The sequence below is a fragment of the Zarconia sp. genome (assembly GCF_057467645.1).
Map to the genome: position 1 here is coordinate 1 of NZ_JBRJXU010000061.1, position 9,941 is coordinate 9,941.

Annotated in this window: 9 protein-coding genes; 8 read left to right on the plus strand and 1 reads right to left on the minus strand. The window is 46.9% G+C overall.

What is annotated here, in order from left to right; translation table 11 throughout:
- The 5 genes from AC2215_RS08695 to AC2215_RS08715 form a co-directional block, all read left to right on the plus strand.
- On the plus strand, positions 1 to 1,057 hold a 1,057-nt coding region (locus tag AC2215_RS08695; protein WP_486809583.1), incomplete at its 5' end, for an Npun_R2821/Npun_R2822 family protein.
- A gap of 50 nt (positions 1,058 to 1,107) precedes the next feature.
- Complete coding sequence (locus tag AC2215_RS08700) at positions 1,108 to 2,031, plus strand: Npun_R2821/Npun_R2822 family protein (protein WP_486809584.1); 924 nt, start codon at positions 1,108 to 1,110, stop codon at positions 2,029 to 2,031.
- A 68-nt stretch (positions 2,032 to 2,099) separates the two neighbouring features.
- Positions 2,100 to 3,017 carry a sulfotransferase family protein gene (locus AC2215_RS08705; RefSeq protein WP_486809585.1) on the plus strand — a complete coding sequence of 306 codons (918 nt, stop codon included), beginning with the start codon at positions 2,100 to 2,102 and terminating at the stop codon, positions 3,015 to 3,017.
- Between the two features lie 34 nt (positions 3,018 to 3,051).
- The gene (locus AC2215_RS08710) at positions 3,052 to 3,972 is read left to right on the plus strand and encodes a sulfotransferase domain-containing protein (protein ID WP_486809586.1); all 921 of its coding nucleotides are present in this window, start codon (positions 3,052 to 3,054) and stop codon (positions 3,970 to 3,972) included.
- Positions 3,973 to 4,186: 214 nt separating this feature from the next.
- Positions 4,187 to 5,056: a sulfotransferase family protein gene (locus tag AC2215_RS08715; protein WP_486809587.1), complete on the plus strand. Its 870-nt coding sequence runs from the start codon at positions 4,187 to 4,189 to the stop codon at positions 5,054 to 5,056.
- A 113-nt stretch (positions 5,057 to 5,169) separates the two neighbouring features.
- On the opposite strand, the gene AC2215_RS08720 is transcribed toward AC2215_RS08715, so the two are convergent.
- The gene (locus AC2215_RS08720) at positions 5,170 to 6,726 is read right to left on the minus strand and encodes a hypothetical protein (RefSeq protein WP_486809588.1); all 1,557 of its coding nucleotides are present in this window, start codon (positions 6,724 to 6,726) and stop codon (positions 5,170 to 5,172) included.
- 329 nt (positions 6,727 to 7,055) lie between these two features.
- Here AC2215_RS08720 and AC2215_RS08725 point away from each other — a divergent pair, with 329 nt between their 5' ends.
- The 3 genes from AC2215_RS08725 (at position 7,056) to AC2215_RS08735 (ending at position 9,687) form a co-directional block, all read left to right on the plus strand.
- Positions 7,056 to 7,220, plus strand: coding sequence for a hypothetical protein (locus AC2215_RS08725; protein ID WP_486809589.1), 165 nt, complete (start codon positions 7,056 to 7,058; stop codon positions 7,218 to 7,220).
- A gap of 152 nt (positions 7,221 to 7,372) precedes the next feature.
- Positions 7,373 to 7,630, plus strand: a complete 258-nt coding sequence (locus AC2215_RS08730) for a hypothetical protein (protein ID WP_486809590.1) — start codon at positions 7,373 to 7,375, stop codon at positions 7,628 to 7,630.
- Positions 7,627 to 9,687, plus strand: a complete 2,061-nt coding sequence (locus AC2215_RS08735) for an AAA family ATPase (RefSeq protein WP_486809591.1) — start codon at positions 7,627 to 7,629, stop codon at positions 9,685 to 9,687. The genes AC2215_RS08730 and AC2215_RS08735 overlap by 4 nt, the downstream gene beginning before the upstream one ends.
- Positions 9,688 to 9,941: the final 254 nt, after the last annotated feature.

The following is a 9,941-nucleotide window of genomic DNA, read 5'->3' on the forward strand; positions in this document are numbered from 1 at the left end:
ACCCCACACCCCACACCCCACACCCCATTCCCTAAAACTCATGAATGGAATTTGTACCCTCGCCAACGATGTCATTTACGACCAACTCGTTGCCCTCCTTAACAGCATTGAAGCGGTTGCCGGAAAGGAGATGCCCGTTTGCGTGTATCCCTACGACGATAGAATCGATCGCATTGCCGCAGAAATCGCTCGCCGTCCGAATGTGACGCTATACGACGATCGCGAATCGATCGAACGCTGGGAAGCCTTTGCCGGACGGGTCTGGGAGACGCACCCCACAGCGCGGCAACGGTGGCAACTGCGAGACGACGAACCCTATCACCGGGTGGGAATGCATCGTCGATTCTGCGCCTTCGACGGACCGTTCGATCGCTTTATTTACATGGATGGGGATACGCTATTGATGGATTCGGTGACCCCCATTTTTGCATCCCTCGATCGCCACGACTGCGTCGTGTACGACTTCCAGCACAAGGATATCACCCACGTTTACGAGGAATCTTCGAGTCAACTCGAAGCAGTTTTCTCTCCGGAACGGTTGCAGTCGGAAATCTTTTGCGCCGGGTTTTACGGGTCGAAAAAAGGGCTGTTCGACGGTGAGAAACGAGACTGGCTGGTGAGTCAACTGCAAGGGGGGGAAGCGGAAATTCTCTATCCCATGGCCCCCGATCAGACGATCGTGAACTATATGTTTATGCGATCGCAACTCTCGATTTACAATTTTGCCCTCAATTTACCCAAGGAACAGCGGACGGGGTGTTGCGTCACGTCGCCCCACTTCGAAGCAAAAGAGAATATCCTATTCGATCGAGGCAATCCCTTGACCTACCTTCACTATATCGGCATTCCTTCAAAGGTTTTTAGCCGATTGTGTGGTGGCGAAAACATCGATTTCCCCTACCGGGAGGTATTTTTACACTATCGCTATTTGCACGAACCCGAGAAGCGTCCTCAGTTGCGAGGCACACCCCAACCCTATAACTGTCGCCCGAGTTTTGCCCGTAGCGTGTTGCAGAAGATGAACGTCTCCCAATACCTGAAGTTTTTGCAGGCTTAACGCTTAAAAACTTTGTTCGATCGAATTGACCTTTTTAGAAAAAACGAGTAATGAGTCGCGGTATTTATATTACAGCTAACGATCGAGTTTTAGACCAAGCGATCGCGTTAATTGAGAGTATTCGAGTCTACGATGAAACAACCCCGATCGTTTTAATTCCCTATGACGAGAACTATCAAACGATTGCCGAGATTTTAAACCAAAGATACGGGGTCACCGTTTACCCAGATTTAGCACTCGTCGATCGACTGTCCCATCGCCTCCATCAAATTTTTGGCGGAGAATTTTTCGCCCGCCCGAATCAGTTTCGCAAACAAGCCTGCTGGTTCGGCGAGTTCGATGAGTTTCTGTATATCGACACCGATATCGTCGTCTTCGATCGAATTATCGATTACTTAGACTATTTTGCCGATTACGATTTTCTGTGTTGCGACTACCAGCATAAGGGTGGTATTACGAACGTATTTACCCCAAAAGTCTTCGAAGACGGGGTTTTTACAGAAGCCGAGATTCAAGATATCTTCAATGGCGGACTCTGGGCATCGAAAAAAAATCTCCTTTCCGAAGACGATTTATACGCAAGTTTTGCCGAATGTGCCGCCCACCCGGAATACTTCGACTTTTCCCAAAAAACCTCCGATCAGCCCATCATTAACTATACGATTCTCAAACGAGTCGATCGACGATTCAATCTCGTGCACCGTCCGGAAGGCTGTCCGGGAAGTTGGGCGGGTAGCCCTCATTTTAAGCGGCAAGGAAACCAACTCATCGACCCCAAAAGCGGTTTAAAAGTAGAGTATCTCCATTGGGCGGGGATTCGCATCGAACCGGGATGTCCGTATTGGGATATTTGGGAATATTATCGCTATCTCAATGATGAGAAACCGCCACATATTACGTCTCCCAAATTTGATTTTGACTTGAGAGGATATGCGATAAAACTGAAAAAATCAGTGAAAGCTTTCCTGAGTTAGTTAATATTGTTTTTAGAGACGGAAATTGAGATATAAAAAACGAGCAAGATACTCGCACTGTAGGAATTATGAATTCATCAATTTCAACTCAAACGAAGTTACCAAATTTTTTAATTATCGGTGTTCAAAAAGCGGGAACGAGTTCGATTTACCACTATCTCAAACAACACCCGCAAGTTTATATGAGTCCGGTGAAGGAAACCAACTTTTTTGAACGAGATTGGGAGAATGCCGATGCTGAAGCTTGCGATCGCAAAAAAAACGGGATTTATACCTTCGCACAATATTCTCAGTTGTTCGATGATGTGACCGATGAAATTGCGATCGGGGAAGCCTCACCCAACTATTTATTTCACTACGAAGCTTCAGCAAGCTTAATTCAAAATCATCTGCCCGATGTGAAGCTAATTGCGATTTTAAGAAATCCTATCGAACGCGCCTATTCTGATTATCTAATGCACGTTCGCGATAGCATTGGCAAACCCAAACCCTTCGCCGAACACATTCAAAAAGCAAAGACATCGTACACCATTCGCAAAGGATTGTATTACGATAGTCTCAAACACTATCTCGATAAATTTGGTGGCGATCGAGTTCGAGTTTACCTGTACGAAGACTTGGGTCGCGATTCGGTTCAATTCATGCAAGACATCTATCGATTTTTAGGAGTAGATACAACATTTAACACCGATACCTCGAAAAAGTTGCAAGTGGCGCAAGTTCCCAAAAATCAGGCAGTGAATCGCTTGTTACGAACGGAAAATCCATTGCGATCGATGGCAGCTTCTGCCCTGAAAGTCCTTGTACCACCGGAGACTCGCCAAAATTTGCGATCGGCGTTAATGAATTTCAATTCCCAAGATAAATCTAAATTGACTCTTTCGACGGAAGAACGAAAACAGCTGGCAACAATTTATCGCGAAGATATTCTTAAATTGCAAGAACTCATTCAACGGGATTTATCCTCGTGGATGAAATCATTTTAATTTTTTTAAACCACTCAGATTTAAATTTTCCTCAATGATGAACAAGCCCACTTTTTTTGTCGTCGGAGCACCCAAAGCAGGCACGACGGCGATGTGTAAGCACTTGAGCAAGCATCCCGATATTTTTATTCCTCCGAAAAAAGAACTCAACTTTTTTTGCACCGAACTTGCCGATGGAAAAAAAGAATATTCTCTCGAAGAGTATTTGAATTATTTTCAGGAAGGGTCGGGTAAAATTTGTGGAGAAGGAACGCCATTGTACTTACCTTCCAAATTTGCCGCTCAAAAAATTTATGATTTTAACGATCGCGCTAAGATCGTGATTATGCTCAGAGAACCCGTTTCGCTACTATACTCTTTGCACAGCCAATATCTTTACAACGGTTCTAGTGAAGATATTCACAGTTTTCAAGAAGCGCTCAATGCTGAAAGCGATCGAAAACAAGGAAAGCGAATTCCCAAACACTGTAAAAATCCAAAAAAACTGATTTATAGAGAATTTGTGCGCTACACCGAGCAAGTTCAAAGATATTTCGATTTGTTCGGCAGGGAGCGAGTTCATATCATTATTTTTGACGATCTGAAGACTGATTTTTCCACGGTTTACCGAGAGACTTTGAATTTTTTGGACGTCAACCCAGAATTTCAACCGGAGTTGGAGCGAATTAACTCGAACAAAAAAGTTCGCAATGTGGGATTACAAAAATTAATTAAGTATCCTCCTGCCCGAATTTTAGAGATTGGAAAGTTCTTAATTCCCCTTCCTCAGTCGACTCGACGCTACTTCTTAGAAACGTTTAAAAATAAGTTAAAGCAACTCAATACTGAAAAATCGGCCCGTCCTCCTTTAAACTCTGACTTCAAACGGACTCTCCAGGAAGAATTTTCAGCCGAAGTCCAAAGTTTGAGTCAACTAATCGGACGTGATTTAACCCATTGGAGTACTCAAGCTTAATCTACGATATCGTGAAACAATAGAACTCGATATCGGCTAGTGCCGCTACGGGTCATTAAAAATGCGTCTTGAAAAGTTGAACGGGACTCAAACCGACACCGCGAGCGGTGTCGCAAAATGAACAATTCAAAATGCTCACTGTACATAGCTTTCAGCAGTTGAGAACGAGCGGATTATTTCTGCCGCGCTGCACAAGAGTCAAGAGATTTAAAGGATGAAACTTCCAGAATTTATTATTTTAGGCGCTGGAAAATCTGGTACAACTTCCCTCTATAAATACCTGCAACAGCACCCCAATGTCTTCTTTCCTGAAAAAAAGGAACTGTATTTTTTTGCCTTTGAAGGGGAAGATAAGCCTGAGGGGATGATTACCCAATTTGATCGCTATCAGGCAATGTTCGAAAACGCGCCGGAAGAGAAAATCATCGGCGAAGTTTCGAGCGTTTATCTATTTCGTCCTCGCGCCGCCGAACGCATCCATCATTACCTCCCCGAGTCTAAACTCATTGCTATCCTGCGAAACCCAGCCGAACGAGCGTTTTCCGATTATCTGATGCATGTTGGCAACAATCACTTTTCCATTATCGACTCCAAAACAGGGAAGCCGAAAGAATTTGCCAAGATCGTCAAAAATCGAAGCTATTTCATCCAAATTGGATTTTACTACGAGCAACTCAAACGGTATTACGATCGCTTCGATGCCGACCAAATTAAAGTGTATCTTTACGATGATTTGGTGACCGATAGCCAAAGCTTAGTCCGAGATCTGTTCGAGTTTGTCGGAGTTGAACCGGATTTCGCGCCAGATATGTCGCAACGACACAAAGTTTCCGGAATTCCTAAAAACCGAATGCTCAACGATTTGGTGATGAAGAAAAATCCAATTCGATCCCTGGCTGCAAAGGTTCTCAAACCCTTTATGTCAGCTTCCGTTCGCGATCGAATCCGCAATAATATCAACAAAAGCAATCTCGAAAGACCCCAGCTTTCCGGTGAAATGCGTCAAGAAATGATAGAAATTTATCGAGAGGATATTCTCCAATTACAAGACATTCTCCAACGAGATCTCACGGCTTGGATGTAACCATCGACTTAGGGATCTGCGGGAAAATAATATACCAATCGTAGGGGGAATGCGGCCGTTAACCCCTACAGCAAGTCGTTGGCAAGCTGGTCTCTGATTTTTTGGCAAGTTCCTTACCCCAGCTTCCCCAAATCGCCCAAAACCTTTAATCCCCACTTGTAGAGCGATCGCCCCAGGGTAAGTTCGGTCATCTGCCAGGTTGGATCGCACACCATTTTCAGGCCTTCGTGCATTCGCTGCATCAGACCCAGATACTGAGGGTGAGTGAATTCGATCGGCTGACCGTTCTTCGACCAGACGAATAAGATGTCATCGAAGGGGACGGTTTCAGTCTTTTGAAGAACGATCGTGCGGGTGTTGCAAATATTATCGAACAATCGGTTGAGGGTGCCAGTTTGATTGCGACCGGTGACCCTCAGCCAGGTATCGACGAGTCGCTTGAGACCCGGTTGATAGCTGTTGCCGAGATGGTTGAGGTATTTGGGCCGGGCGGCATAGCCCTTTTCCACCCATTTTTGTTCTTGGCACTGGAGGTAGAGCAAGCGTTCCAAGATGCGAGTAAATAAGAGAAATGCTTTGGGGGAATCACCATTTTTCAGGCATAAGTCCATGGAAAACGTGGCTTCCCAAGCTTGGCACTCGGGGCGAGCGCGCAATTCCTGAAGTTGTTGCTGCCACTGGGTCACGACTTCGGGCGTGGCGAGTTCGGGTAACTCGGGGGAATTCAACCAAGCTTCGAGACTCTCAGCTCGCGAATTGAGAACGAATGCAGAGAGTTTCCCTCGCTTCCAACCTTCGAGCTGTCGGGCTAAATTGCCGAGCAATCCTCCGTAATACTGGGGGTGGAAGCTCAGGGCGCTGCGGGCTTGTGCAAAATCCCCGCGTTCCCAAGCGGCAATGATGCGATCGCATTCCCAAGACCAACCGTAATTACCGACGAGGTTGGCATGATAGGCACTCGATTTGGGATTCGCGCCATCTTCAAAGGGGTTGGGCAGGATGGGGGTAAAATCGATCGCCCGACCGTGAAGGCACAGGGCTACCGCACACTGGGCGAGGGTTCGATCGATGCTATTTTCGCTTCCCCGACTTTGAATCGCCACCACCCATTCGCGATCGCGCTCGGACTCTTCTGGGGAGGGCCAAACCAAAGGCAGTACTTTTTCTTCGAGTTCTCGTCGAATGCCCTTATCGTCGTCAGGCTCTGCCGATAGCGCAACCACTTTCACCTCGAGCTGGGGACAATGCCCTCGCACCTTGCCGGCCATCAAACGAGCCAATCCGATGGTATTTCGATGGACCAGGGGAGAGTTCGCGGGTTGTTCGGTTCCCCATAAAATCAGGCGTTTGAGTCCGGCCGAGACGCAATCTCGAATGATGGGTTCGTCGAGAAGGAGTTCGACGGCGCTAAAATCCCCCGAAAGGCAATCGCGACAATGGGACTCGTAGTGTTGGCTCAAATCTTGCAAGGTGGATTTTGAGGGATCGATTCCGAGTTCTTTGGCCAGGGGATGTTCCGATAGCTCGCGACTGTCCCCATCAAAATACCGAATCGCTCCATCTCGACAGCGCCAGCCAATTTGACGCGCGCCGACAGCGACGATCAGAACATCCACTCGATTCAATTCGGGGGTTGCCAACGAGATGGAATCGGATAAATTTTCCTTCATAGCGCTCTGTTTTGGGGATAGCGAGTGGTATTGCCGAGCAATACCGATTTGAGTTGGACCGGTTGAAGGATGGCACCCCTCCCGTTCGCCTCGTGCCTGTCGGCAGAATTCAATATCGAGTCAGGTATCGATCTGACTGGAGGTTTCGAGGTGGCAAACGGCTTCTCCCGGCGGTGATTTTGACCGTTATTTTGACTAAGGTATACCAAAAGTTGCGATCGCGTCTTGGGGCAACTCCGGATCTCCCTTGTCATGGAAAGGTTGCGTATGATTTAGTAAAGTTATCACGTATCTGCTTGAGACAACACATCATTCGCTACCCGATATCGTTGTTGGACTTGAGCCTCGTCCGAATTTCCGCGCGCTGGGCGATCGCATTTCTCAATATTTACGAAGGAGACCCGCTGATGTGCGGTAGGTTTAGCGATCGTATCTTTGGGTTTGAAGCGTTTGTTGTTGCCGCAAACCTGCGTGCTAAGGAAGTGGCGATTTAATTCATCGATAAATTTACCTCGATTAGACATCTGGTGGAAAGAAAAAATTCATACAATATCTATGATTCAGTCATGAATTTATTCTCCCTTTCACCCTTAACCCTTTGCGAGTAGATGTCGATTCATCCTCTAAATTCAATCTGTGAGTGCCAATGACCAAAACGTTTTCCTACACGAACCCATTGACGCGATCGCTCTCGAATATGCTCGCGGAGAAACGAGCGTCCTACGGCAAAAAAGCCAAAGGGAAGTTAAGCGATGTCGAAGAACCCATTACTAGCGCTTCCCCGGAAGTCCGGCAAATTATCGAACGAGTGCTGCAAGCGGAAAAAGATCGACTCTATACGAAAAAATCTCGGGGCATTAACGACGATATTTTAAGAATTATTCACGAAGAGATTCCAGAATGAAACTAACCTCGATAAAATTCTGTAACTTTCGTCAGTTTTACGGTGAAACCCTGGAGGTTTTTCTCTCAGAGAACTTGAAAAATACAACGGTCGTTCATGGCAATAATGGGGCGGGAAAAACCACACTATTGAATGGATTTACTTGGGTTTTATATGAGAAACTCAGTCCGGACTTTGCTTTACCCAACGAACTGGTTAACAAGCGAGCGATCGCCGAAGCCGATTTAGATGTTCCGATTCCTTGTTGGGTAGAAGTGGTATTCGAGCACGATGGCAAGTGCTATCAAGCCAAGCGGCTGTGTCGCGGGTATAAAGCTCGCTCGGGTTTCGAGCAAGGGGACAGTCAATTAACCTTACAAGTCGCTCGAGAAGATGGTCGGTGGATGCTTCCCCCGGAGTCTTCTGAAGCAATTATCGCCCGTATTTTACCCGAAAGTTTGTACCCCTATTTTTTCTTTAATGGCGAAAGAATTGAAAAAATCGTTCGCGACGATAAAAAGTCAGAAATTGCGACGGCCACAAAGGAATTATTAGGAGTGGAAGTGATTATTCGCGGCATTCGTCATTTAGGGGAAGCCAAGAAATCCTTAGAAACCCATTTGCGCGGTATTGGCAACCCGGAAACAAAAAACTTACTCCGGCAAAAACAGAAACTCGAAAAAGAACTCGACGCTCTCGACAAAAGACGATCGGAAATCGAGGAAGAACTCACCCATCAAGCTCAGATTAAACAAGCTCTGAGCGGTCGTTTAATGGAGCTAGGCGGTGCAGAAGAGCTACAAAGCTTGCGAAACGAACTCGAAGCCCAAGGAAGCGCTATTAAAAAGCAATTAGCCCAAGATCGATCCCAGCTTCAGCAGTCGATTTCGGACCAGGGGTACAGTATTTTTCTCGGGGATATTACGGCGCAATTTCGCCGTACCATCGACGGATTGCGGGAACGGGGAGAGCTACCCGCAGGCATCAAAAAACAGTTCGTCCTCGAATTACTCGATCGCCAAAGCTGTATTTGCGGCGCACCACTGCAACCGGAGTCTCCCCAGTACGAGCGCGTCCGCAGCTGGATGGATAAAGCGGGGGTTGCTGCGGTGGAGGAAACCGCTATTTGGATGAACGGCCAAGTGGATGAAATCGACAAACAAGCCGCTCATTTTTGGCAAGAGGTCGATCGCCTCACGGCCGGGATCGATCGGGCGCGGGCAGAACTTTCTCGCAAACAAACGCAACTCGAAGAGATTAAAGAGAAACTGCGAAACTTTCCCGATGAAGATATCCAGCAACTACAAAAGCGACTGGATTCAGCCGACAAACGCTGGAGCGATTTGAATCGAGAAACCGGTTCCAACCAGCAGCAAATCGATAGCTTGCGCGCCCAAATCTCTAGCTTAGACAAGCAAGTCGATAAGCAGCGAATGAACGAACGACGGCAAGTGATCGCCCAGCATCGGATTGCCGCCACTCAAGATGCGATCGACCGATTGACGACGGTACGCGGGTTACTCGAACAAAAATTTCGCACCTCCCTCGAAAAACGGGTGCAAGAACTGTTCTCTCAAATTTCCTTTACCCCTTACACTCCCAAACTGAATGAAAAGTACGAGTTGACTCTAGTGGAAAATACCGCCGGCATCGAGTCCAACGTCGCCGCTTCGACCGGGGAAAACCAAATTCTCAGCCTCTCGTTTATCGGTGGCATTATCGATGGGGTGCGCGAGTGGAGTCAGAAAAATACCTTAATGGGTCCCGACAGCAGCACCTTCCCAGTAGTGATGGATTCCCCCTTCGGTAGTTTGGATGAAATTTATCGCCGTCAAGTCACCAAGTGGATTCCCCAACTTGCCAACCAGTTGGTGGTGTTGGTGTCTAAAACCCAATGGCGGGGAGAATTTGCTGAAGAAATTGCCGATCGCGTCGGTCGAGAATACGTGCTTTCCTACAACTCCCCCAAACCCGATTGCGAAGAAGATTCGATCGAACTCGGTGGCATCTCCTACCCTCTAGTCCGTCGCAGTCCGAATGAGTTTGAATATACGGAAATTCTGGAAGTGAAACGCTAGATGAGCCAAATGTGGGTTTGAATGCTGAAGTGACACGTGCTTCACGATTCGTGCAAGATGTCTAAAGATAACGAAATGTTACTTAGTTTTTCATATATGAGACGTAGCGGGTTTGTCTGGACTAGCTTCAGAAAAGCAAAAGGCTCGAGTTCAACACGAGTCGCTAACCCAAAACAATCGAATTGATTGACAAGGAGATATAAATGCTTGACGCTTTTTCTAGAGCCGTAGTCTCAGCAGATGCGAGCACCTCG

Coding starts and splice junctions, on each gene's coding strand:
- AC2215_RS08700 (WP_486809584.1), top strand. CDS start 1,108: ATGAGTCGCGGTATTTATATTACAGCTAACGATCGAGTTTTAGACCAA.
- AC2215_RS08705 (WP_486809585.1), top strand. CDS start 2,100: ATGAATTCATCAATTTCAACTCAAACGAAGTTACCAAATTTTTTAATT.
- AC2215_RS08710 (WP_486809586.1), top strand. CDS start 3,052: ATGATGAACAAGCCCACTTTTTTTGTCGTCGGAGCACCCAAAGCAGGC.
- AC2215_RS08715 (WP_486809587.1), top strand. CDS start 4,187: ATGAAACTTCCAGAATTTATTATTTTAGGCGCTGGAAAATCTGGTACA.
- AC2215_RS08720 (WP_486809588.1), bottom strand. CDS start 6,726: ATGAAGGAAAATTTATCCGATTCCATCTCGTTGGCAACCCCCGAATTG.
- AC2215_RS08730 (WP_486809590.1), top strand. CDS start 7,373: ATGACCAAAACGTTTTCCTACACGAACCCATTGACGCGATCGCTCTCG.
- AC2215_RS08735 (WP_486809591.1), top strand. CDS start 7,627: ATGAAACTAACCTCGATAAAATTCTGTAACTTTCGTCAGTTTTACGGT.